This is a genomic window from Ensifer sp. KUDG1, from assembly GCF_050434285.1.
Classification (GTDB): Bacteria; Pseudomonadota; Alphaproteobacteria; order Rhizobiales; family Rhizobiaceae; genus Ensifer.
Genome location: NZ_JBNDIG010000006.1, coordinates 289,732 through 313,200 on the forward strand (window position 1 = coordinate 289,732; position 23,469 = coordinate 313,200).

Annotated in this window: 19 protein-coding genes; 13 read left to right on the forward strand and 6 right to left on the reverse strand. The window is 63.3% G+C overall.

Annotation, left to right across the window (positions count from 1 at the left end; translation table 11 throughout):
* Position 1: 1 nt before the first annotated feature.
* The 7 genes from M2267_RS17595 to M2267_RS17625 all read left to right on the forward strand — a co-directional run bounded on the left by M2267_RS17595 (position 2) and on the right by M2267_RS17625 (position 10,619).
* Positions 2 to 859 (forward strand): serine hydrolase, encoded by an 858-nt coding sequence (locus tag M2267_RS17595; RefSeq protein WP_429115828.1) that lies wholly within the window; start codon positions 2 to 4, stop codon positions 857 to 859.
* Positions 860 to 890: 31 nt separating this feature from the next.
* A complete protein-coding gene (locus M2267_RS17600) occupies positions 891 to 2,435 on the forward strand; it encodes an ABC transporter substrate-binding protein (RefSeq protein ID WP_429115829.1) in 1,545 nt (514 codons plus the stop codon).
* A 113-nt stretch (positions 2,436 to 2,548) separates the two neighbouring features.
* Positions 2,549 to 3,988: a M20 family metallopeptidase gene (locus M2267_RS17605; RefSeq protein ID WP_429115831.1), complete on the forward strand. Its 1,440-nt coding sequence runs from the start codon at positions 2,549 to 2,551 to the stop codon at positions 3,986 to 3,988.
* Positions 3,989 to 4,238: 250 nt separating this feature from the next.
* A complete protein-coding gene (gene repA, locus M2267_RS17610; RefSeq protein ID WP_429115833.1) occupies positions 4,239 to 5,498 on the forward strand; it encodes a plasmid partitioning protein RepA in 1,260 nt (419 codons plus the stop codon).
* A 5-nt stretch (positions 5,499 to 5,503) separates the two neighbouring features.
* Positions 5,504 to 6,583, forward strand: a complete 1,080-nt coding sequence (gene repB, locus M2267_RS17615) for a plasmid partitioning protein RepB (protein ID WP_402325011.1) — start codon at positions 5,504 to 5,506, stop codon at positions 6,581 to 6,583.
* Between the two features lie 341 nt (positions 6,584 to 6,924).
* Positions 6,925 to 9,777, forward strand: coding sequence for a DNA translocase FtsK (locus tag M2267_RS17620; RefSeq protein WP_429115835.1), 2,853 nt, complete (start codon positions 6,925 to 6,927; stop codon positions 9,775 to 9,777).
* Between the two features lie 158 nt (positions 9,778 to 9,935).
* The gene (locus M2267_RS17625) at positions 9,936 to 10,619 is read left to right on the forward strand and encodes a DUF930 domain-containing protein (protein WP_429115837.1); all 684 of its coding nucleotides are present in this window, start codon (positions 9,936 to 9,938) and stop codon (positions 10,617 to 10,619) included.
* 78 nt (positions 10,620 to 10,697) lie between these two features.
* On the opposite strand, the gene M2267_RS17630 is transcribed toward M2267_RS17625, so the two are convergent.
* The 6 genes from M2267_RS17630 to M2267_RS17655 all read right to left on the reverse strand — a co-directional run bounded on the left by M2267_RS17630 (position 10,698) and on the right by M2267_RS17655 (position 14,757).
* The gene (locus M2267_RS17630; RefSeq protein WP_429115839.1) at positions 10,698 to 11,576 is read right to left on the reverse strand and encodes an SDR family NAD(P)-dependent oxidoreductase; all 879 of its coding nucleotides are present in this window, start codon (positions 11,574 to 11,576) and stop codon (positions 10,698 to 10,700) included.
* Entirely contained in the window at positions 11,573 to 12,355 is a 783-nt protein-coding gene (locus tag M2267_RS17635; protein ID WP_429115841.1) for a hypothetical protein, read from the reverse strand. The genes M2267_RS17630 and M2267_RS17635 overlap by 4 nt, the downstream gene beginning before the upstream one ends.
* Before the next feature lie 10 nt (positions 12,356 to 12,365).
* Entirely contained in the window at positions 12,366 to 12,953 is a 588-nt protein-coding gene (locus tag M2267_RS17640) for a protein-S-isoprenylcysteine O-methyltransferase (RefSeq protein WP_205237012.1), read from the reverse strand.
* 181 nt (positions 12,954 to 13,134) lie between these two features.
* On the reverse strand, positions 13,135 to 13,704 hold the full coding sequence (locus tag M2267_RS17645; protein WP_043616286.1) for a hypothetical protein: 570 nt from the start codon (positions 13,702 to 13,704) through the stop codon (positions 13,135 to 13,137).
* A gap of 144 nt (positions 13,705 to 13,848) precedes the next feature.
* Positions 13,849 to 13,980, reverse strand: a complete 132-nt coding sequence (locus tag M2267_RS17650) for an ABC transporter (protein ID WP_082006004.1) — start codon at positions 13,978 to 13,980, stop codon at positions 13,849 to 13,851.
* A gap of 189 nt (positions 13,981 to 14,169) precedes the next feature.
* Complete coding sequence (locus tag M2267_RS17655) at positions 14,170 to 14,757, reverse strand: L,D-transpeptidase (protein WP_082006005.1); 588 nt, start codon at positions 14,755 to 14,757, stop codon at positions 14,170 to 14,172.
* A 335-nt stretch (positions 14,758 to 15,092) separates the two neighbouring features.
* Between M2267_RS17655 and M2267_RS17660 the strand changes: the two genes are divergently transcribed.
* From M2267_RS17660 to M2267_RS17685, 6 genes are all read left to right on the forward strand, one after another.
* A complete protein-coding gene (locus M2267_RS17660; RefSeq protein WP_043616289.1) occupies positions 15,093 to 15,848 on the forward strand; it encodes an SDR family NAD(P)-dependent oxidoreductase in 756 nt (251 codons plus the stop codon).
* Between the two features lie 178 nt (positions 15,849 to 16,026).
* Positions 16,027 to 17,100, forward strand: coding sequence for a LacI family DNA-binding transcriptional regulator (locus tag M2267_RS17665; protein ID WP_429115844.1), 1,074 nt, complete (start codon positions 16,027 to 16,029; stop codon positions 17,098 to 17,100).
* A gap of 19 nt (positions 17,101 to 17,119) precedes the next feature.
* Positions 17,120 to 17,866: a transporter substrate-binding domain-containing protein gene (locus tag M2267_RS17670; RefSeq protein WP_429115846.1), complete on the forward strand. Its 747-nt coding sequence runs from the start codon at positions 17,120 to 17,122 to the stop codon at positions 17,864 to 17,866.
* Between the two features lie 78 nt (positions 17,867 to 17,944).
* The gene (locus tag M2267_RS17675; protein ID WP_429115848.1) at positions 17,945 to 19,600 is read left to right on the forward strand and encodes an amino acid ABC transporter permease; all 1,656 of its coding nucleotides are present in this window, start codon (positions 17,945 to 17,947) and stop codon (positions 19,598 to 19,600) included.
* Positions 19,601 to 19,610: 10 nt separating this feature from the next.
* Complete coding sequence (locus tag M2267_RS17680; protein ID WP_043625698.1) at positions 19,611 to 20,273, forward strand: SDR family oxidoreductase; 663 nt, start codon at positions 19,611 to 19,613, stop codon at positions 20,271 to 20,273.
* Positions 20,274 to 20,286: 13 nt separating this feature from the next.
* Positions 20,287 to 23,319 (forward strand): aminotransferase class III-fold pyridoxal phosphate-dependent enzyme, encoded by a 3,033-nt coding sequence (locus M2267_RS17685; RefSeq protein ID WP_429115850.1) that lies wholly within the window; start codon positions 20,287 to 20,289, stop codon positions 23,317 to 23,319.
* Positions 23,320 to 23,469 lie beyond the last annotated feature (150 nt).

Here is a 23,469-nt window from a genome sequence, read left to right on the forward strand (position 1 = left end):
GATGAGCACGGAAATCAAGACCGGCGCGATCGCGGCCGAACTCCATGCGATCGCCGATGCCGAGCCCTTCGTTACCCGCTTCCTCGTGCGCAACCTTCGGACCGGTGAAACCATCGGCCGCGGCGAGCGTGAGGAAACACCGTCTGCCAGCACCCGCAAGACCTCGATCATGATGGCGGCGCTGAAGGCGGTGGCCGAGGGGCGGCTCGATCTCAACGAGCGCATCACCTATGAGGCGCGGCTCGCCCAGGAAGTGGCGAGCGGCATGTTCCGCTACCTGACACCCGGCATCGTCATTTCGCTGCGCGACGCGATCGTCGGCATGATGGTGCTGAGCGACAATGTCTGCACCAAGATGGTTTTCGAGCGGCTGACGCTCGAAGAGGTCGACGGCTACTGCAAGGCGCTCGGCATGGTGGGCACGCACCACCGCTTCCTCATCCCGCCGTTGGCGCTGAAACCCGATCATTCGCTGGCCGATGTCACGACGACGACGGCCGCCGACCAGGTGATGCTGCTGGAACTGATCCTCGCCGCCGAGCACGATGCCGCGGCCGCCGCGAAGCTTGGCGTTTCGGTCGAGCTGGCCGCCTTTGCCGTGCAGACGCTGAAGAACCAGGTTCTTCGCTACGGCATCCGCGCGCGGCTGCCCTTCGACACGGTTGCCGCCTGCAAGGGCGGCCGTGGCAAACGCGGCCGCATGGATGCCGGCGTCGTCTATCGCGACGGCAAGCCGCTCTACGCCATTGCCGCCTTTACCGACGGTGTGCCCGCGCTGATGCCCGACGGCACGCCCGGCTACACCATCGCGCTCGAAACCATCGGCAAGCTGTCGCAGGCCTGCTGGCGCGCATTTTGAACCGACAACCAACAACAAGAGAGAGGAACCCATGAAAACCATACTTCTTGCCGGCACCATGCTGATGAGCGCGATCGCGCTCGGCCATGCGCGCGACCTGACGGTCGCCCAGAGTTCGGACATCCGCAGCAACGAGCCCGGCGTAAACCGAGACGGCAACACCGACTCGGTGATCTTCCACATCGTCGAAGGCTTGGTCGGCTACGCCGAAAACGGCGAAGTGAAGCCGCTGCTCGCGAAAAGCTTTGAGGTTTCGCTCGATGGCCTGACCTATACGTTCAAGCTGCGCGATGACGTGAAGTTCCACAACGGCAAGCCACTGACGGCCGAAGACGTGGTTTGGAACTGGAACCGCTACATGAAGCCGGAGACCAAGTGGACCTGCGCCGGCGACTTCGACGGCAGCAAGTCGATCAAGGTGACGAATGTCGCCGCAGCCGACGCCTCCACCGTGACCATGAGCATCGAGAAGCCCTCGGCCGTCTTCCTCGGCCTGATGGCGCGGCCGGAATGCGGCTACACCGGCATCGTCTCCCAAGATTCCGTCGGCGCCGACGGCGCCTATGTCGCGCCCATCGGCACCGGTCCGTTCAAGTGGGCCGAGTGGAAGAAGGGCGAATATGTCCGGCTGGAAAAGAATGCCGATTACGTTTCGCCTGCCAATGACGGGAAGCCCGATGGCATGGTCGGCTCGAAGCGGCCGCTCGTCGACGGCATCAAGTTCATGGTCATCCCGGACGCCTCGACGGTGAAGACCGGCCTGCTCTCCGGCGCGCTCGATACGGCCGAAGTCTCGGCCGATCTCATTGCCGAGTTCAAGGACAGCGACACGATGCAGCTCATCGTCAAGCGCAACAACGGCAAGAACCTGCTCTACTTCCAGACCCGCGACAAGGTGCTGAGCAACGTGGCTGTCCGTCGCGCCATGGCCGAAGCGCTCGACCTCGACCAGCTCGTCGCCGCCGTCTCCAACGGCACCGGTGAAGCCAACGCCTCGATGGTCTCGGCCGACTCAATCTTCTACTCCGACGTCCAGAAGAAGAAGATCCCGATGGATCTGGAAAAGGCGAAGAAGAACCTGGCCGATGCCGGCTACAACGGGGAGCCGATCACCATCATCGCCAACAAGCGCGGCAACGTGCCGAGCTTCCCGGCTGCCGTCGTCGCCCAGGCGATGATGCAGCAGGTCGGCCTCAACGTGCAGATCGAAGTGCTCGACTATGCGACCCAGGTCGATCGCCGCCGCTCGGGCAACTACCAGGTGATCTCGCAGTCGGTGTCGCCGCGCCTCGATCCGGCGCTGATGTACAGCTTCTATGTCGGCAACAAGGACAAGAACGCCTCGCTGATGTGGGACAACCCAAAGGCGATCGAACTGATGAAGGCGGCCTATGTCGAGGCCGACCAGGCCAAGCGCCAGGCGATCTTCGACGAGTTTCACCAGCTGATGCTCGAAGAGGTCCCCGGCATCTTCATGTACGACATGGTCGACATCTGGGGCGCCACCAAGAAGCTGCATGGCCAGCCGGTCTGGCAGTCCAACACCCGCCTTTGGGAAGTGACGCTCGACGACTGATGCGGGCGTAGCCCTTCCTCTCCAGCGGATGGCGGCCGTTTGCCGCCCTCCGCGCCTCCCTAGACAAAACTGCTGATGCGACCGCGCCCCGCGCCGTCGCAAAAGGATGATTGATGCCAAATCCAGCCGCACGAACCGCCCTTGTCGAAACGATCGAAGCGCTGAAGCCCGAATTCGCAGCAATGAGCGACGCGATCTGGGACCACGCGGAACTGAGTTTTCATGAGGAAAAGTCGGTAGAGACACAGATCGCCATGCTGGAGAAGCACGGGTTTCGCGTGTCGCGCGGGCTGGCGGAGATCGACACCGCTTTCGTCGGCGAAAGCGGGCAGGGCCTGCCGGTGATCGCCTTTCTCGGTGAGTTCGACGCGCTGGCCGGTTTGAGCCAGGTGGCCGGCGTTGCCGAAGCGCGCGCCGAAGTCGAAGGCGGTACGGGCCATGGCTGCGGCCACAATCTGCTCGGCACCGGTTCGCTGCTCGCCGCAGTCGCGCTTGCCCGCTACCTCCAGGAAAACGGCTTGCCGGGCACGGTGCGCTATTACGGCTGCCCCGGCGAGGAAGGCGGCTCCGGCAAGACCTTCATGGCGCGCGCCGGCATCTTTGCCGATGTCGATACGGCGCTGACCTGGCATCCGGCACCCTTCAACGGCGTACGCTCGACCAACAATCTCGCCGTTCTCGAAATCTATTACCGCTTCAAGGGCGTGGCCGCGCACGCATCGAACGGTGCCCATCTCGGCCGCAGCGCGCTCGATGCGCTGGAACTGATGAATGTCGGCGTCAACTTCCTAAGGGAGCATATGCCACAGGATTGCCGCGTGCACTATGCGATCACCGATGCCGGGGGGAAGGCGGCAAATGTGGTGCAGGCCCGCGCCGAGGCGCTCTATCTCGTGCGTGCGCCGCAGATGCCGGAGGCCTTGGCGCTCGCCGCCCGCATCGACAAGATCGCCAAGGGTGCGGCGATGATGACGGAGACCGAGGTCGAGATCGTATTCGACCGCGCGGCGACCAACCTGCTGCCCAATATCGCGCTGGAAACGGCGATCCACGACAACATGGTGGCGCTCGGCCCGGTGCCCTTCGACGAGGCGGATATCGCTTTTGCCAAGGACATCCAGAAGACGCTGACGGCCGAAGCAATATCGAGCAGCATCCGGCTCTATCAGATCAAGGGCGACGTTTTCGCCAACAGCCGCATGGACGGTTCGACCGGTCTGCATCTCGGCCTGCGCGATTTCGAGGGCCAGTCGCACTTCCGCGCCGGCTCGACCGATGTCGGCGACGTCAGCTGGATCACGCCGACGGCGCAATGCTGGGCGCCTGCCTGGGCGATCGGCACGGCGCCGCACACCTGGCAGGTGGTGGCGCAGGGCAAGAGCCCGGCCGCCCACAAGGCGTTTGCCCACGCGGCAAAATCACTGGCCACGACCGGTCTCGACCTGATCCTCGACGCCGATCTCTTGGCGCGGGCAAAAGCCGAATGGCGGGAAAAGACCGAGGGTAAACCGTACCAGTGCCCGATCCCTGATCATATCGGTCCCAAGCTCTAAGTTCACTTTTTCGATGTTTGCAAACGCCCGCGCCGCCCCGCAGGCGTTTCGTTTTGTGGGCGTCCGGAAGGCCTGCCCGTCAAGCGCACGCGCCTTTGATTGGCGCCCGACTCTTGACGCGAATCGCAAGCTCCGGCATCTCTGTTACGGAGTTTTCCGAATAAGTGCCAATTGGCCGTATTTGAATTGAATCTCTGTTAGCGCGATGGGGCGCCGTTGGGCCGCTGACGCGCGCAAGGAGTATGGCAGAATGAATATGACGGCAACCCAGGCAAAACAGGACGCCGGCCACGCCCAGGCCCGCCGCCCGGCCGACGAGGCGATCGCGGCGGATGCCCGCGCGCTTTCCGAACAGTTGAAGGCAATGCGCGAGCGCCTGTTCCCGCCGACGGCGATGAAGACGCTGCGCAGCTTCACCTCGGGCGAGGCGGCCAAGCTGATCGGCGTTTCCGACGGTTACCTGCGCCAGCTTTCGCTTGCCGGCGAAGGGCCGCAGCCCGATACCGGTCTTGGTGGCCGCCGTTCCTATTCGCTCTCCGACATCAATGCGCTGCGCCGGCATCTGGCCGAACAGGCTCTTGCCAAGGGCAACGCCGCCAAGGCGCGCAGCTATCTGAAATGGCGCGATGCGGAAGCGGGCGAACACCTGCAGGTGATCTCGGTCACCAACTTCAAAGGCGGCTCCGGCAAGACCACATCGTCGGTGCATATCGCGCAATATCTGGCGTTGACCGGCCACCGCGTGCTCGCCGTCGACCTCGACCCGCAGGCGTCGCTCTCCGCACTCTTCGGTTACCAGCCGGAACTCGACCTTACCGGCAACGACACGCTCTATGGCGCGATCCGCTACGACGCCGAGGCGCGGCCGCTGAAGGACATCATCCGCAAGACCTATTTCGACGGCCTCGATCTCGTGCCCGGAAATCTCGAGCTGCAGGAGTTCGAGCACACGACGCCGCAGGCACTGAGCGCCCGTCACGATGGCGCGGACGCTGGCCCGCTGTTCTTCGCCCGCGTGCAGGCCGCCCTTGCGAGCGTTGCCGACGACTATGACGTCGTCATCATCGACTGCCCGCCGCAGCTCGGCTATCTGACGCTGTCGGCGCTTTGCGCCTCGACGTCCGTCGTCGTCACCGTGCATCCGCAGATGCTCGACGTCGCCTCGATGAACCAGTTCCTCTACATGACGTCGGATCTGCTCAGCGTCGTGCGCGAGGCCGGCGGCGAGCTCAATTTCGACTTCCTGCGCTATCTCGTCACCCGCTTCGAGCCGAATGACGGGCCGCAGGCGCAGATCGTCGGCTTCATGCGCTCGCTCTTCGGCGACCGCGTGCTGACATCGGCCATGGTGAAATCGACGGCGGTTTCCGATGCGGGCCTGACGAAGCAGACGCTCTACGAGGTCGGGCGGGAGAACTTCACCCGCGTCACCTATGACCGCGCGATCGAATCGCTGAACGCCGTCAACGGCGAGATCGAAACGCTCATTCACGCGGCTTGGGGGCGCTGACCGACATGGCTGGCAACCGCAAGAACGAACTGCGCGCACTCTTTTCGGGCAATGTCGCCCCGGCGGCGCCTGCCGCAGAAGTGGACGACAAGGCGCCCGCCGCACCAAGCGTGCAGCCGGCAAAGCCGGTCGTCGTCCCTGCAGCCCAGGCCGACGTGCCGCGGGCGGCCTCCGGCGCGATCAAGGCCATGGGGCTTTCGCTCGGCAGTATCACTCGCGAGGCGGAAGAGGCGCGCGCACTGCGCGAGGCCCTGCACCAGGGCGAGCGCGTCGTCGAGCTTGATCCGGAACTGATCGACGCGTCCTTCGTCGGCGACCGCCTGACCGATGGCGAGACCGACGATCCGGAATTCCTGGCGCTCGCCGACAGCATTCGCGACAGCGGCCAGCAATCTCCGATCCTCGTGCGCCCGCACCCGCAGAAGCAGGGCCGCTACCAGACGGCCTACGGCCATCGCCGCCTCAACGCCGTGCGCAGCCTCGGTATCAAGGTCAAGGCCATCGTCCGGCCGCTGACCGACGACGAGCTGGTGCTGGCGCAGGGCAAGGAAAACGCCGAGCGTCGCAACCTGTCCTTCATCGAGCGCGCCATGTTTGCGTCCGCTCTTGCCGACCGCGGCTTCGACCGCAAGGTCATCGGCGAGGCGCTCGCCGTGCAGAAGAGCGAGCTGTCGCGCCTGCTGCAGGTGGCAGAAGGCGTGCCGCCGGCGATCGCCCGCGCCATCGGCCCGGCGCCGAAAGTCGGCCGCGAACGCTGGATGGCCTTTGGCGCGCTGCTTGAAGATATGGCGACCGTGGAACTGGCGCAGGAAGAGTGCCGCTCGCGCCGCTTCCTCGAGGCCGAAAGCGACCAGCGGTTCCAGATCGTCTTCACCCGCCTGTCGCGCAAGCCGAAGCCGGATGCAGCGGCGACCAAGCCGGAAACGCTGGTCGACGCCGGCGGACGCGCCTTTGCCAAGCTCAAGCGCGACGGCAAGAATGCCCGCATCGAGTTTTCGGCCGATGTCGATCCCGCCTTCATCGACGAGGTCGTCGAGCTGCTTGCCAGGCATCATGCGGTGTTTGCGTCCGGCCGCGAAGGCTGAGCGAAGCCTACGTCTTAGAAACGTCCGATCGGGCCCGCGTGATGCTCTCACGCGGGCCCGATTCGTTTTCCCGGTGGAGCCGGTGGCGAGCCACCGTGGGCATGCCTTAGTGAGCGCCGATATCGCCTTCATCCAAGAAATATTTTCGGCCGTGCGAGGGCGGCGACGGGATGTCGCGGCCGCCTTGGGGCGTCGGGCCTTGCCGTTGCATCAAGCCCACAGAAAGACGGCAATCGACCGCCGAGTCCGGTTCGAAACGGGGCGTTGGAAGGGACTTGTTAACCTTCATTTCCTATCGCTTAGAAGGCCCCGCGGCGATGTCTCTAGCTCTTCCAGGACCCATGCGTATTCCCAGGACAAACTTCTCACAGGCTGCTTTGCATGATGCAAACCAGGCGGATTATTTCGATGGTCCGCAGGATGATGCGTTGAGCGGTATGCCCACCCATGAGGCGGACCCCGCCGACCCCTATCAGTTGTACGAGGCGCCTGCGGCGCCCCGCCGGCCGGCAAACCAGCAGGCCGAAACCGCGAGCCGTGCGACCCGCCTCTATGGGCAGGGTTCCGCCTACGCTCCTGCACAGGTGACGTCGACGATGAGCGAACCCTTGCCGACCCTCTCGGAGATTGCCGGCCACTACGGTGATTCCACCTGGGAGAGCCATTTCTTCCTGGCACCGAACGTGCGCTTTACCCGCACGCCCGAGCGCGAATTCATGAAGCGGCGCGCGCCGCAGGTCGAAGAAAGCGAAACGGTTACCGAAGCCGAAGAGGCGATCGTCGCGGCGGCGGCGGAGCCTGCTCCGGTCCTGGTCGAAACCGTCGAGCCCGTCGCGACGGCTCCGGTCGAACCCGCGCCGATGGAAGCTTCGGCCGCTGCTGCTGACGAGGCGCCGCAGGCCGAGGTCGCGCTGCCGTCCTACAGCCCGTCCGAACTGCTGCGCATGCTGACCAACCAGCTGCCGACCTGGACCGCGGCACAAAACACGATCGAGCCGGCCATGCTCGAGCGCGTCGAAGCGCCGGCCGATGAGGGCGTCGCCCTTGCGCCGGTTCTGACGACGTCGATCGCCGTTTCCGCACCGGTCGCCGAAGTGACGCCCACGCCCGCTCCGACCTCAGCCGAAGCTCCCGTCGACCAGAGCGCTGCGCATTCCGTCTTCCTGTCGGATTTCGCCTTCTTCGAATTCGGCCCGGCCGACGATGCAGGGGCTACGGGCGCCGAAGCCGTGCATCCGAAGCCCTTTGTCGAGACGCAAGCACCGGCAGCGATGACGCCCGTTATCGCTCCTGCCGTTGTTGCGCCTACTGCGGTCACTCCGCCAGCGCCCGTGCGCCCGGTTGAAATCCGCCGCGTGCCGCCGACGGCGATCACCTCGCTGTTCCGCGTCGTGGACGTCCGTGGCGCAAAGCCCGAGGATATGCCGGCATCGCAGCCGCTTGCCGACGTTGCCCCGGCTCCCGTTGCCGTGGCTGAAGAACCGGCGTCTGTCGCCGCCGCTGACATCATCGACGCCGAACCGGTCGAAATCGAACAGCCGGCGCCGGTCGCCACGAAGGCGGCGATCACCATGCCGGCGCAGGTGACCCGCGCGCCGAGCAACATGCCGGCTATCGGCTCGACGGACCGCGCGCCGAGCGCCGACGGCTACGAGTTCCCGTCCGAGGAGCTGCTGCAGGAAGCGCCTGTCGGTCAGGGCTTCTTCATGACGCAGGAACAGCTGGAACAGAATGCCGGCCTGCTTGAAAGCGTGCTCGAAGATTTCGGCGTCAAGGGCGAGATCATCCATGTGCGTCCCGGTCCGGTCGTCACGCTCTATGAATTCGAGCCGGCACCCGGCGTGAAGTCATCGCGCGTCATCAACCTTGCCGACGATATCGCCCGCTCCATGTCGGCGCTCTCGGCCCGTGTCGCGGTCGTGCCCGGCCGTAACGTCATCGGTATCGAGCTGCCGAACGCCACGCGCGAGACCGTCTATTTCCGCGAGCTGATCGAATCCGTCGATTTCCGCAAGACCGGCTACAAGCTGGCGCTTTGCCTCGGCAAGACGATCGGTGGCGAGCCTGTTATCGCCGAACTCGCGAAGATGCCGCATCTGCTCGTCGCCGGCACCACCGGTTCGGGCAAGTCGGTCGCGATCAACACCATGATCCTGTCGCTGCTCTATCGCTTGAGCCCGGATCAATGCCGCCTGATCATGGTCGATCCGAAGATGCTCGAACTCTCCGTCTATGACGGCATCCCGCATCTGCTCACCCCCGTCGTTACCGACCCGAAGAAGGCGGTGATGGCGCTGAAGTGGGCCGTTCGCGAGATGGAAGACCGCTACCGCAAGATGTCGCGGCTCGGTGTGCGCAACATCGACGGCTACAACCAGCGCGCGGCCGCCGCCCGTGAAAAGGGCGAGCCTGTCATGTGCACGGTCCAGACCGGCTTCGAAAAGGGCACCGGCGAGCCGCTGTTCGAACAGCAGGAAATGGACCTGGCGCCGATGCCCTACATCGTCGTCATCGTCGACGAGATGGCCGACCTGATGATGGTCGCCGGCAAGGAGATCGAAGGCGCGATCCAGCGGCTGGCGCAGATGGCGCGTGCGGCTGGTATCCACCTGATCATGGCGACGCAGCGTCCCTCGGTCGACGTCATTACCGGCACGATCAAGGCGAACTTCCCGACCCGCATCTCGTTCCAGGTGACCTCGAAGATCGACAGCCGTACTATCCTTGGCGAACAGGGTGCCGAGCAGCTGCTCGGCCAGGGCGACATGCTGCACATGCAGGGCGGCGGGCGCATCGCCCGTGTCCATGGCCCGTTCGTCTCCGATCTGGAAGTCGAACACGTGGTCGCGCATCTGAAGACGCAAGGTCGCCCGGAATACCTCGACACCGTCACGGCGGAAGAAGAGGAAGAAGAGCCGCAGGAAGAGACGCCGGTCTTTGATAAGAGCGCGCTTGCGTCGGAAGACGGCAACGAACTCTACGACCAGGCGGTCAAGGTGGTGCTGCGCGACAAGAAGTGCTCGACCTCCTACATCCAGCGTCGTCTCGGCGTCGGCTACAACCGTGCGGCCTCGCTGGTCGAACGCATGGAAAAGGAAGGCCTCGTCGGACCGGCAAACCATGTCGGTAAGCGCGAGATCATCTACGGTAACCGCGACCATATGAGCGCGCCCGACAACGACGACATGGATTGATACCGGTCGCAGGCGTCGCCCAAAACACAGATATCAAGCCGTCGCTGGCAGATTGTCGGCGGCGGCTTTTCTATTGTCGCGTTGGTGGTAGTGTCGCCGGCGCCAGGAGCGGCCGTAATGCTTCCGGCCCTGATATCGCGCATGGGATGATCTGATCGGTGCAGGCAGTAACGCATCGTCGCAATGAGACACCGATCTGGCCAAGCCTGACGCTTGCTCTCATCCTTCATGCTTTCGCCGCGCTGGCGCTGTTCCTCCTCCCGTCAGCGAGGCCACCTGTTCCGGCCCCGGACGAGGGGATCGCCGTTCAGATACTGGAATTGCCGCCCCCACGCCCTGAGGTGGTACAGCCCGCGCACGAACCACATGAAGCTCCGGCCGTCGCGCCTTCCGTATCGGAGACGGCGCCTGCTGCGGAAACAACCACGCTGCCTCCAGCTGCCCAGCCGATCGTGCAAGCGAAGCGGTTCTTCTCGGCGGCGATATTGGCCGATTCACGCAGCAGGCAGGCTCTGGAAGGGCTTTCTCAGCTTGCTGCTGATGAGCGGATCGTCCAGCTCTGCAATCTCGAGGCGATGGAGCAGGTTCATCGCTGGCGCGTCGACTTTAACCCCGACTTGCTCGTCGCCTACGCCACGTCGAATGTCCGCCTGACGGGGCGGGACCTCCGCGCCGATGGCGCCGCCTTCCGCAGCAGGGGGCGTTGGTTCAGCATCAAGTTTGGCTGCGCTGTGGCGCAGGATATCAAAAGCGTCGTGCGGTTCGAGTTTCAGGTCGGCGATGAAATTCCGAAAAGTGAGTGGGAGGCGCATTTCCTCCCTGCAGGCGCCGAAGCCCACTGATCGTCGCCATGGCCAGGGTCCGCCTGCACCCGGCGCATTTTGGTGAGGCGCCGGACGAGAACAGGCTGCGAAGGGGGATCACGCCGGGGCCGGTCCGCCTTTGGCGTGGCCTGCGCGACAGCAGTGCTTGAGTTGCTTGCCGGATCCGCAAGGGCAGGGGTCGTTGCCGCGCAGTTGCAGGCGACCGACAAGCGGCAGAAGCGCTGAGGAGGGAAGGAGGCTGGCGATCAGGATCGCCAGCCTGGCGGAAATGCCGGGAATGACCAGCCGCCGCCGGGCCTTGAAACCGCGCCAGGCGCATCTTGCCACGTATTCCGGAGTGGCCTTCGGAAGCGCTTTGAACAAGGCCGCCCTGTTGGCGCCGGATTTTTCGAGGAATTCGGTCGACACCGGTCCCGGCGCAACGCAGGTCACGGTTACGCCCGTCTTTCGCGTCTCCTGGTAGAGCGCCTCGGAGAAGGAACGAACGAACGCTTTGCTCGCATAATACATCGCCATGTACGGGCCGGGCGTGAAACTGGCGACGGAGGCCAGATTAACGATGCCGCCGCGGCCGCGCGCGACCATCCCCGGCAACAGGTGCAAAGTCAGCGCCGCAAGTGCGCGGATGTTGACGTCGATCATGCCAATCTGGTCGGCGACCGGCAAAGCGGTCGCCGCGCCGCGCAGGCCATAGCCGGCACTGTTGACAAGAACGTCGCAGACGAGGCCTTCGCGCGCGAGAAATTCGTCGAGGATGCGCGTGGCATCGGGGGCGGCAAGATCGACTGGCAAGGAGAATGCCTCGCCGCCCGCCTGGTTGATCGCAGCCTCCACGACGTGCAAGCCTTCGATGGACCGCGCGACCAGAACGATCGGCGCGCCGTCTCGCGCGGCAAGCTCGGCAATTGCTCTGCCGATACCCCGGGACGCTCCGACGACGACAATGGCGGCTCGTGGTGATTGCTGCAATGTCATGCGGAAGGCTCCGGCGCAGCGATGGGCGCGTTGTCGGCTTTCGTAAGACCTGCCACCTCATCGGCGATCTCGCCGTTCAATATTTCCTCGAAACGCGCCAGAGCGCGCGCGACGTTGGCGCCGTCCATGACGCGGTGGTCATAGTGGATTCTCACGGTGACCGATCCGTCGTCGCCGATCGGCCCATAGTTGAAGATGGTCGTCAGCGGCGTCAGCGGATTGAGCGATTCTGCACCCAGGCCGGAATAGACAGACAATTGGAAGGTGCCGAAGCGGTGGCCCCGCTGGCGCCCCATGTTCAGGCTGAGCCACATCAGCAGCCGCCGCAACGGCGCCGGCAGGCGCGCGATCTTCAACGCCCGCCGAAATTCCCTGATCTCGAGCACGGGACGGGACCGGGCCTCCTGGAGCAGGGCGCTCAATTCGGCAATGGATCGCCGTTCGGGTGTCTTGATCGTGCTGAGAAGAACGACCCGCTCGCCTTCGTACTCGCGCTCGTGCGCCACGGACGCGATGCTTCCGGGGTACTCATAGAGTTGCGGTCTCGGAAGCTTGATATAGGCCCGGCGGAAATCTGGCGTCTCCTGCGAGAGTAACCCGTAGCCCTTGAGAAACAACACCATCCACGAGGGCCGGTCCGACCGGCTTGCCCGGGCTTTGTGCAACGCGCTGATGTCCATCTGCCGCTGCACCGTGACCCGAGGCACGCCGATGGAAAAACGCATCAGATCGCCGACGAGGCGTCGTGCGGCGGAAAGCTTGATCGGTCGGCCCCGCATAGTGCCACCTCTAGTAGATGTAGGGTATAATTCGCTTCGTCCTGTCCATGTAGTCGCGATATTCGGGCCCGAAGAATTCCAGCATCAGGCGCTCCTCCTTGCCCACGCGCAGGAAGAAAAGAACAGCGAATCCAACAAGCCCCGCAAGTCCGACCATCCAGTTCGACAGCAGCAGCATCTGGCCGAGGCCCATAAGCAGGAAGCTCGTATACATCGGGTGGCGGACGGTGGCGTAAGGGCCCGTGCTGATCAGCTTGTGTTTTTCGCGGATTTCCAGCGAAATGGACCAGTTGCGGCCAAGTTCCTTGTGCGTTCGACGGAAGGTCCAGATCGCCGCGGCGAACACGAACGCCCCGAGTCCGACCAGCCATGGTTGGGCGACATAGTCGGCAAATCTCGGAATTCCTGTCGCCACATAGAGTGCTGGCACAATGGCAAGGCCGAGCGAAGCCGCAGCCAGGCCAATCGTATCGGTCGTCGATCGACGGTTGCTCATCACCCGCACACGCCTTGCACGGCGTTCGAACGGGTAACGGACGACATACCAGGCAATGATGCCCACGACCCAGACGATTTCGCCGATGGAAGCGGCAGACATGTTCACGTTGGCTCACCCAAGCTTTTTTGTGCGGATGCTGGTCCGCAGGTGGCAATCACGCACGAGACTGCCATGCGTCGCTCGGACCTGACAAGGCAATAAAACCGCAGCGGTCGAGAACGCCGTTGACGGGCGATGGAGGCGCTTCCTTGTGCCTGGTCAGGCGTGGCGTGCTCGCCCGCTAGCCGCCGTTCATCTCACGCAGCCGCGTGATGAACTGCTGCGGCCGAAGCCAGATGCCAGGTGTCTTGTAACCCATGGAGCGCGCGATGTCGGCGACGAATGCGTTGCAGTTGTAGATCGACGCCTGCCAGAAGCGGGCTTCGGACTTGAGCTTTCGGATCTTGGCTACGACGTCGCGATATTGCGCCTCCGTCAACATGACGCGCCAACTCGCGGACCTGTATTGTTCTTCGAGGTCGCCGTCGCTGGCGCCAGTTTCGGCGGGGACCGGCAGAAGGTGGCCAATAACATAGGGAGCGGTATCGCTTGTCGCGGGTGCAAGCCCCGCAACTTCCGGATTGACCATTGCTCCGGACTTGCTGAGCTGGCCGAAAATTACATAGGAGTGCCCGTAACTGAGCGCATAACGAGAGCGGAACTCGATGAAGTAGCCCTGATTGCTCTGTTGCGACGTGCCCGCATAGCTTGAGACAAACCGCGGCTGTGGGCCCTTATCTTGCGATTGACACGCCGTGAGCGCCATTGTGGCCAATACGGCGAACGAAATAAGACCTCGTGAACGCATCATTCCTGCGCCATCTTTCCCGAATTCTGATGAGCACGCGAGAATGCCACTTAAGGCTTTCGGTCCGCGCGCCCCTACGAGTGGCCGGGCTGGCCACGATCAGATAGGGCGGGGAGGACGATGGTCCTCCCCGAACCAAGGTCAGAATTATTTGTAAACGGGCGCCGGTTCTGCGGCCACCGGTGGTGGGGCCTTGCCTTTGCCTTTGCCGATGGTCCCGCACGCCGCGAGGCTGGCGACGGAAAGCAACGCAACTGTAACGATTAGGATTCTGCTCATCAATATGTCCTTTCCTCTGTGGTCGGAATGGTTATTCGAAGGCAACGCTTACAGTATTAGTAGCAATTCACGATTCGGCCTAGTGCGGAAAGAACACACTCCCTGTCCGCTTTATCGTTACCAAAATCCAAACTGTGTTTCGGAACATTCCCGCCCTACTCCAATACGGAAGGGAGATAGAGTACGCTATCAAATGATCAATACCGGAGTTCCAATTGGTGTCCGCGCGTAAAGATCGACTATATCATCATTGGTTAGACGTATGCAGCCGTTTGAAACGGCCTGGCCTATAGTCCAGGGTGCATTCGTGCCGTGGAGGCGGAACTTGGTGTCCTGTCCGTTGCGATAAAGGTATAGAGCCGACGCGCCCAAAGGGTTGTGAGGGCCGCCTGTAACGCCGCCGGCGTATTGCGCCAGTTCCGGTTTGCGTCGGATCATGCTTGCGGTAGGCGTCCATGACGGCCACTCGGCCTTGCGACCGACGATGGCTCGCCCTTTGAGTGTGAGCCCTTCCTCTCCGACGCCGATTCCGTAACGCATCGCCCATCCGCCGTTTTCGATCGAATAGAGGTAGCGTTGCGATGTATCGACGAGAATTGTTCCGGCCGGTTCCTTGCCGTCATACCGGACGTGTCTCTTTCGGTAGCGTGGATCCACACCCGGTGTGCCACCGTACAGCGATGGGAACGAAACGCCCTGCCAGCTTGAACTGCACCCGGCCAGCAAGCCAAGGCTGCTGATAAACAGGGCTCTCCGAGTAATGCGCTGATTGTCCATCTTTACCTGCTGAGAAAAATGGTACACCCCGACTCGCTTTTAGCATTGCAATATTTGCCGGCAAAGTTCCGATCAGTCAAACTAAACCATGCGTCAGCCTATGCGTTCGGAACAGGAGATATTTTTGCACGTTCCGCGGGAAAGTCTGCGCAAGAATAATGTATTCGTGCGGACGAATCTGAATGGTGCTCGGAAATCTCATTAAAATTGCTGGTGTTTTTCGCGTCTTTCTGTGGACGGTGGGTCGATAAATCTGTGCCTCGCATCGAATGCATGAAATGATTTGCGACATCGCACACGTTCGATTGGTCGAATGTGACAACTGGAATGACGGTATGAATTTAGGCTTCACTGGCAAAGTCGCTGTGGTGACCGGCGCCGGTTCAGGAATCGGCGCGGCCGTATGCCGGCAACTCGCGGCCGAGGGCGCGGAAGTCATTGCTGCCGATGTCGATGCGGACGCAGTGCGTCTCGTCGTTGAAGATATTTGCGCGAATGGAGGCAAGGCCCATCACGTCGCGCTTGATGTCGCGGATGCAGCCGCCGTTGAAAAGCTGGTGAACTACGCCGTTCAGACCTGTGGTGGCCTGCATCTCGCAGTCAACAATGCCGGGATCGACGGCGTTCGCAAGGCAACCGCCGACTATCCAATCGACAGCTGGCACGCGCTGATGGACGTCAACCTTCATGGCGTTTTCTATTGTATGAAATACGAGATCGCGGCCATGGCGGCGCAGGGTGGCGGCGCGATCGTAAATACAACGTCCATTCTCGGTTCGGTCGCCTTGCCGACCGCCGCCGCCTACACGGCGGCCAAGCACGCAGTGGTCGGGCTGACGAAGGCCGCTGCGATCGAGTACGCCCGTAGCGGTATCCGCATCAATGCGGTGGCGCCCGGCTGGATCGACACGCCGCTATCGGGCGAAAATGCCGACGTGTCCAGCAGCCGGCGCATGATGTCGCTGCAGCCGATGGGACGCCGTGGCACGCCGCAGGAGGTGGCGGCCCTGATCTGTTTCCTGCTGTCGGAACAGGCAAGCTTCATCACGGGAAGCGTTCACCTCGTCGATGGCGCCTACACCGCTCACTAGCGGGCCGCGCACGCACCGTTCCAATCCCCTCCCGTTGTTCAGGGCACGCAGACGCGCGTCCGGCTTCGCGTAGCGTTTGCTGTGCGGCAGGAATAAAAACGTTTTTATTTTTCTTGAAAACGTTTTTATTGGCTGTTACCTCTAGTCTCCAGGAGAAGGCCTAAGCCTGGGAGGGTGCATGGCGACTGAGATGCACAGGGCGCGACGCACGCCGACGCCGACGATCAAGACCCTGGCGGAGATGACCGGCTATTCCATTGCCACGATCTCCAAGGCCCTGCGCGAATCGCCCGTGGTTGCACCGGCGACCAGAGACATCATCTACAAGGCGGCACGCGAAGTCGGCTACCAGGCCAACGCCCGCGGCATGGCGCTTCGCACCGGCAAGAGTTTTCAGGCGGCCGTGCTGATGCCGGTGACCGCGGCGCGCGACTATGAATGGGACGGCGTCGAATACACCCAGACCCTGAGCGGCATCAGTCAGGCGCTCGAAGGCACCGACTACCGCATGTCCGTGCATGTCATCCGCGATGCCGCCGATGGCGCGGATGCGGCGCGCCGCATCGTCGACCAGGGGCTTGCCGACGGTCTGATCTTCTCCGGCATTCTCGCCGACGATCCGCGCATCGATCTGCTCGTCGGCGAGGATTTCCCCTTCGTCTCGATGGGACGTTGCCGCGGGGATCTCGACTATGCCCATGTCGACATCGACAACGAATGGGCTGCGCATGCGGCGACCGCGCGGCTGATCGCCGGCGGCCACCGGCGGATCGCGCTGGTCAATCCGGAACGGCGGCTTTCCTACGCGCTCGACAGGATCGACGGCTTTGTCCGGGCGTTTCGCGAGGTCGGCCTGGAAGCCCCGACGGATCTGATTGCCGAGGGTGATCTCTCGACCCATTTCGGACGGCAGACGGTGATCGATTTCCTGCAATTCGACGACGCGCCGACCGCCTTCGTCTGCATCAACGAATCCACCACGCTCGGCGTGCTCTCGGGCCTCGGCAGCCTCGGGCGCCAGGTCGGCGTCGATGTCGATGTCATCGCCTATGACGACATCAATGTCAGCGCCTATTTCACGCCACCGATCACCACTTTCTATCAGCCGATCGAGGTGCTCGGTCGCACGCTCGGTCAATTCCTGCTGCGCCGCATGGAGGGAGAGGACCCTGGGGCGTTGCGGCAGGTCTTCCGGCCGACGTTGATCGAGCGCCAGCCCGACAATCTCGGCGGCCGTCTGATCCAAAACTAATCATCCAAGGAGGAGAACCATGAAAAAACTGATGATTGCCCTGGCCATTGCGGCCCTTGCTTCGAGCGTGTCGCACGCCGCCGATCTCGGCGGCAAGCTCTTGAAGGTCGGCTCCGACACGACCTCGCCCCCGATGGAAAGCATCGATCCGGCAACCGGACAGGTTGTCGGCTTCGACGTCGATGTCGTCAATGCCGTCTGCGCCAAGATCAACTGCCAGGCCGAATTCATCACCACCGGCTGGGACGGCATCTTCGCAGCCCTCGACCAGGGCAGCTTCGACCTCGTCGCGTCGGGCGTCTCGATCACCGAGGAACGCAAGAAGGCGATGGACTTTTCTGACCCTTACATCGTCAACAGTCAGGCCGTCCTGATGCGTGCTGACGACCAGGGCATCACGCTCGACGCCTTCAAGGACGCCGGCAGGAAGCTGTCGGCCCAGGCCAACACCACCGACGCCCAGGTTGCCGAAAGCGTCGTCGGCAAGGAGAACGTCGCCGCTTACGATACGTTCAGCGCCGCGATCATCGCGCTCAAGAACAAGGACGTCGACGGCGTCGTCATCAACGGCGCCAATGCGGCCGCCTACGAGCGCGAGTTCGCCGGCGAGCTCGTCGTTGCCATCAAGGATCTCGAATCCGATCCGCTCGGTCTCGTCTTCCGCAAGGGTGACGAAAACGTCGCGGCCTTCAACGAGGGCCTGAAGCAGATCAAGGACGACGGCACGCTCGACCAGCTGATCAGCAAATACTGGGGCCTCAAGTAAGCCTTTGAAATCGATCGGATCCGGAGCGTGCTGCGCTCCGGATCGTCTGTTTGTCTGTCCTGTGCCCCGGAGGAATGAATGTCGTTCCTGAGAAGCGTGCGTCCGAGCAATCTGATCATCCTGACCGCGCTGCCCTTCATCATCTATCTGTTCATTTCCTCCGGCGACTATCAGCGCTCGCTGCGGGCGATCCTCGGCGTCGAGAACGGTTCGTCGGCCTTCGTGCCGGGCTTCCTGGCGCTGGCGATCGCGTTTTGCTCGGGCATCGCGGTGCTCGTGTTCTCGCGCGCCAAGGCGCCGCGCCCACGGCTCGCGAACTTTGCCGCGCTGCTCAATCTCGCTGCCGCCGCCGTTCTCGTCATCGGCCACAACATTCACCCCTTCATCGCATCCGTCGTCGCCAACGGCGTCGATCCATTCAAGTCGACGCTGATCGTCAAGGGCGTGACGCCCCGGCAGTTGACGGAAGCCGCGGACCTGATGGTGCAGGGCGTCGAAGCCTGGCTGTTCCCCGCCTATCTCGCCGTCACGCTGGTTGGCCTCGGGCTTCATTTCGTCAGCGGCCGTCCAGATGCCCCTTCCGACGGAAAGGCGCGTCGCGTCGCCCGCTGGATCCTGGGTCTCACCAATGGCGCCGGTTTGGTCTTCGTCTTTCTCTTCGCCCATATCGCCTTTGCGGCCGGGGTCGCGACCACCATCCGCGCCGCGATCGCAGCCTATATCCTGGCGGCGCTCATGGGCCTTGTCTGGGTCGGGCTGCTGCAACTGCATTCGACCGTCAGAACCAGCCTCTATTTTGCCATTGCCACCCTTGTGCTGGCGGTTGCGGCCGGCTGGTTCCTGATGCAGCCGCGCGACACCTACGTGCTCGCCGGCACGCTTGAGGGCAAGGTCGGCATCATCACCAACACGCCGGCGGGCCTGATCAGCGCCGTGCGCTTCGGCCAGTATGACGGTGCGCCGCAGACGGAAACGCCGGTGCGCACCTTCGTCGGCCCGGCCGAGGCTCTCGCCTCGATTGCCAAGGGTGAAGGCGTTTCAGGTGCCCTGCTGCCGGCCGCCTCCGCGCCCGCCGACATGCCCGTCCTCTGGAAAACCGAGGCGCTCAACGACCGCGACCGTGCCGCCGGTGTCACCGTCGCCGTGCTTGCCATCATCCTTGGCCTTCTCACTTTCGGCGGCTATCTGCACCAGCGCCATCCTCTGGCGATCGGCTCGGAGTTCATCGTCGATACGATCCGCGGCATTCCGATGCTGGTGATCGTGCTTTATGTCGGCCTGCCCTTGAGCGGGGCGCTGAAGGACGCGACGCAAGGGGTGCTCGACCCGCCAAACCTGATGCGCGGCATCGTCGCCATGGCGCTCGCCTATTCGGCCTATCTCGCCGAAATCTTCCGCTCGGGCATCAACGCGATCCCGGTCGGCCAGATAGAGGCGGCGCGCAGCATCGGTCTCAACCGCTGGCAGACGGCGCGTCTCGTCGTGCTGCCGCAGGCCTTCCGCATCATCATCCCGCCGCTCGGCAACGAACTGATTGCGATCCTCAAGGACACGTCGCTCTTGTCGATCCTGTCGATCCGCGACATCACCCAGCGCATGCGCGAGTTCCAATCGGCAAGCTTCCTGCCGTTTGCACCCTACAACTCGGCGGCAATCTTCTACATCTTCCTGACGCTGGCTGCGGCAAGCCTCGTCAACATGGTCGAGCGGAAATATGACATCAAGCACCGCTAAATCTCGCACGGTGCTGATCACTGGCACCTCGCGCGGCCTCGGCGCGGAGCTCGCGCGGCTCTACGCCGAAGACGGCTGGCGGGTGATCGCCTGCCAGCGGGAGCCGATCTCGAGCGAAGGCTCGGCGGATCGCTTGGCGCTGGATGTTGCCGATCCGGCGTCAATCGAGGCCCTTGGGCGGTCGCTACAGGGCGTCGCGATCGACTTGCTGATCAACAACGCGGCCGTGCGCGGCGATGTCGGGGGCCTTGCGACGCTTGAGCCGGGCGACTTTCTCGACGTGATGCGGGTGAATGCGCTGGCGCCGCTCTTGGTGACGCGGGCGCTGCTTGCGAACCTGCGCGCCGGCAAACAGACTGTCGTCGCCAATATCAGCAGCCGCGCCGGGTCGCTCGCCGAAGGCACGCTCGACGATGACGACGGCGACTATGCCTACCGCTGCTCCAAGGCGGCGTTGAACATGGCGACGGTCAAGCTTGCCCAGGATCTGGAGCGCGACGGGATCTCCGTCGTTTCGCTGCATCCGGGCTGGGTGCAGACGGACATGGGCGGCAGCGACGCCGTCGTTTCGGTGGTTCAAAGTGCGGCCGGGTTGAAGGCGATCATCGACAGCACAGGCTTGGTCGATAGCGGCAGTTTCCGCGCCTATGACGGGCGCCGGGTTTCGTGGTGACAGGACAGTGACTATGGCAGACAGAGATTTGAGAACCGAGCAGGAACTGGCGACGATCCGGGCCTGGCTCACCGAGACCTACGGCATCGAGGCGAGCCTGTCGCCGCTACCGGGCGAGCACGATCTCAACTATCGCGTCTCCGCCGCCGATGGCCAGGAGTACCTGCTGAAGCTGCACGCCGCCGGCGATGCGGACGAACTGGACATGCAGGTGGCTGTGCTCGAACACCTCGCGGCCAAGGCATCGGGCTTGCCGGTCTCGCGGGCGTTTCGTGATCGTTCAGGCGGTGTCGCCAGCCGGGTCGAACTTCGGGGTCCGCGCACCGCACGGCTTCTCTCCTGGCTGCCGGGCGATATCTGGGCGAAGGCGCCGCGGCGCGATACGGCAAGCGCCGAAAGTCTCGGGCGCCTGCTCGCCGGACTTGATCGCAGTCTCGAAGATTTTTCCCATGCCGGCGCCAAGCGGCTCTATGCCTGGGACATCGGCCGCGCCGACATGCACCGCAAGCATGTGGAACTGATCGACGGCGACGACAAGCGCGAAGCGGTCGATGCGATCCTCGACCGCTTTGCTGCGGCGGTGCTTCCGCGTCTGGCGTCGTGCCCGATGCAGGTCATTCACAACGACGCCAACGACTATAACGTGCTGCTCGACAAGGACGGAACCGTCAGCGGTCTGCTCGACTTCGGCGATATGGTCGAGACCTGGCGGGTGATCGAGATCGCCGTCGCTTCCGCCTATGCGCTGATCGGCACTGCCGATCCTGTCGGCACGATCGCAGCCCTTGCCGGTGCCTACCACCAGGTCAATCCGTTGAGCGAAACGGAAATCGAACTGGTCTTCGATCTGGTCGTGACCCGCTACGCCGTCAGCATGTGCATGGCGGCAAAGCAGATCCGCGACAATCCCGAAAATACCTATCTGCTCGTCAGCCAGGAGGACGTCTGGCGCGAACTCAATCGCCTGCAGGGCGAGAACCGCGCAATCGCCATCGCGCGCATCCGCGACGCCTGCGGTTTCGCACCGATCCCGCAGGCCGCCGCCGTCGTTCGCTGGCTCGAAAAGAACGCGCATGACTTCGCGCCGATCGTTCAGCCCTCGGTCGAAAAGCCGAAGGTGACGGTGTTCGATTTCTCAGCCTCGGGATCTGAAGCCGCGCAATGGGCAAACCTCGACGCGGCGGAAGCCGAAGCCCGTATCATGGCCCAGATCGGCAGCGAGCGTGCCGCCTTCGGCATCGGCCTTTATGGCGAGGATCGTGGCATCTATCAGGGTGACGCTTACGAGACGGCGATAGAGGGCGCGCGGCGCTCGGTCCATCTCGGCGTCGATATCTTCGCGCCGGCGGGCGAGCCGGTCTCGGCGCCCTTTGCCGGCAAGGTCGCCTTCATTCACGACGACGCGGTCGCCTACGGTTTCGGCCCGACCGTGCTTCTCGAGCACGAGATCGAAAACGGCGTTCGCTTCTGGACGCTTTACGGTCACCTGTCACGCGACAGCGTTGCCAAGCTCACCGATGGGCAGGCGATCGCCAAGGGCGAGGTTTTTGTCACCTTCGGTTCCGCTGACGAAAACGGCAACTGGGCGCCGCATCTGCATTTCCAGGTCGTCACCGATCATCTCGGTCTTGGCGGACAGATGCATGGCGTCGGCGTTGGCGACCAATGGCAGGTCTGGCGCGAGGTGAGCCCGGATCCGAGCGTCGTGCTTGGCCTTTCGGTTCCGGTGTCGGTGATCGTGCCGCGCGACAAAGCGTTTCTGGTGCGTGAACGCCATCGCCGCATCGGCCGGTCGTTGAGCATCGCCTATAGCGCCACCCCCTTGAAGATCGTTGGCGGCGAAGGTGCGCATCTGATCGACGAGGACGGCACGCGCTGGCTCGACATGGTCAACAATGTCTGCCACGTCGGCCATTGCCACCCGCGCGTCGTCAAGGCCGCGCAGGCGCAGATGCAAATACTCAACACCAATTCGCGTTATCTGCACGATTCGCTGGTCGAGTATTCGCGCCGGCTCGCCGCCCAGTTCCCGGATCCGCTGAACGTCTGCTTCTTCGTCAATTCCGGCAGCGAGGCGAACGACCTCGCGATCCGGCTGGCGCGCGCCTATACCGGCAACCGCGATATCATCACCGTCGATCACGCCTATCACGGCCATCTGTCGAGCCTCATCGACGTCAGCCCCTACAAATTCGCCGGCAAGGGCGGGGAAGGCCAGGCGGCGCATGTGAAGGTCGCCGAGATGCCCGACCTCTACCGCGGGCGCTATCGCTACGGCGATGTCGATGCGGGCCGGAAGTATGCCGAGGACGTGCGAAGCCAGATCGAAGCCCTCGCCGCGGAGGGCCGTCGCCCGGCGCTGTTTTTCAGCGAGGGCATTCTCGGCACCGGCGGACAGCTGTCGCTGCCGGACGGGTACCTGCGCGAAGCCTATGCGCATGTGCGCGCCGCCGGAGGGCTCTGCCTTGCCGACGAGGTGCAGGTCGGCTTCGGCCGCGTCGGCAGCCACATGTGGGCGCACGAACTGCAGGGCGTTACGCCGGATATCGTCACCATGGGCAAGCCGATCGGCAACGGCCACCCCATGGCGGCCGTCGTCACCACGGAGGCAATCGCTGCGTCCTTTGCCAACGGCATGGAGTATTTCAACACCTTCGGCGGTAATCCGGTTTCCGCGGAAATCGGTCTCGCCGTGCTCGACGTTATCCGCGACGAGCGGCTGATGCACCATTGCCGCGTCGTCGGCGACAGGCTGATGGATGGCGCGCGGGTGCTTGCAGCAAAACATCCGATCATCGGCGATGTCCGCGGCCATGGCCTCTTCAACGGCATCGAGCTGGTGCGCAACCGCGAGACGCTGGAGCCCGCCGCATGCGAGCTCGATTTCGTCATCGCCGAGATGAAGCGCAAGCACCGCATTCTCTTGAGCAGCGAGGGGCCGCACCACAATGTGCTGAAGGTGAAGCCGCCGGCGCCCTTCAGCGTCGAGGATTGCGATCGCTTCCTCAATGCGCTCGACGAGACACTCGGACGTCTAAGCGTCTGAGATAAAACACCAAAAACGGCCGCCTTCGGGCGGCCGTTTTGCTATTGCCAGTGGCCCTCAACAGCAAAATCCGGCTGAAGTGATTTTCCGCTTTACAACAAAGTTAAACGTTTTTATCGTGCATATAAACGTTTAACTAGTCGCTGAACG